This window comes from Lactobacillus sp. UMNPBX19 (assembly GCF_002553805.1).
Classification (GTDB): Bacteria; Bacillota; Bacilli; order Lactobacillales; family Lactobacillaceae; genus Lactobacillus.
Map to the genome: position 1 here is coordinate 1 of NZ_PCYR01000079.1, position 1,021 is coordinate 1,021.

General features: G+C 35.4%; 2 protein-coding genes. One reads left to right on the top strand and one right to left on the bottom strand.

From position 1 onward, the window contains the following. On the bottom strand, positions 1-437 hold a 437-nt coding region (gene tnpA / locus CP370_RS09120), incomplete at its 3' end, for an IS200/IS605-like element ISLjo5 family transposase (RefSeq protein WP_098046677.1). Between the two features lie 99 nt (positions 438-536). Between tnpA and CP370_RS09125 the strand changes: the two genes are divergently transcribed. Continuing rightward, a partial coding sequence (locus CP370_RS09125; protein ID WP_158227045.1) for a helix-turn-helix domain-containing protein occupies positions 537-1,021 on the top strand: 485 nt, incomplete at its 3' end.

Sequence of the window (1,021 nt, forward strand, 5' to 3'; positions counted from 1 at the left end):
TCTTTGATTGCGTTATAGACTTGATCGTTGATGTATTTCTCTACCACTTCTTTTGACATATTGCCTACACTGCCAAAATAATAGCTTGGCGACCATAGATGTCCGCCCCACATCTTGTTTTGCCTAATTTCGGGATGTGCCTGCAAAAACAACCTGCCACTTCTGCCTTTTAGAGCCTTGATTACACTAGAACCAGATTTAGAAGGCTTAAAGCTAACCAATAAGTGAACATGTTCGGGCATGATCTCCATTTTTTCTATCTTAATTTGATTATCCTTGGCAATCTGCAATAAAAGCTTTCGCATTTCTTCGGCTAAATTGGTATTTGTAAAAATCTGATTGCGGTATTTGGTACACCAAATCAAATGATAATGAGTATTGTAGACGTAGTGCTTTTCATAGCCTGCGTCTTTTATTTTGTCTTTCTTTTTTATCATAGGAAATACTTTTAACCTCTTTGTTTATAAGTGTTTACTATTGATTATAATATTTACATAGTCTATAATCAAATCATATCAACAAAGGGGGGTGAAAAAATGAAAAGAATGAGCAGTTTAGAATATCACTTTGGCGTAAAAGTAAGATTCTATCCTAGCAATAATCAAAAGAAAATGATTAAGCAGAATTATGACGCACAGCGTTTTGTTTATAACCAATACGTTGGCGCTGGCCGTTTGATCTATCACGTTAAAAAGGCCAATAGGATCAAACAGCTTAGCAGCGGTTTGCCCTTTGTAATGCCGGGAATGTCTGAATATGAAAATCAACAGGCATTAAGAATGATTGATACGCAAGACTTAATTTCCAAACCTAAAAATATTAGAGATAAATATGATTTCTTGCGTGTTGAAGACATTGATAGCTTGGCTATCGCCAATGCAATTCAAAATTATCACAAAGCATGGAGAAACTATCATAAAATTGGCTATGGAATACCAACCTTTCACAAGAAACGAAGCAACTGGTCATATCAGACTAACTGTCAGTACATAAAGCAAAACGAAGCCTATCTTGATAATGG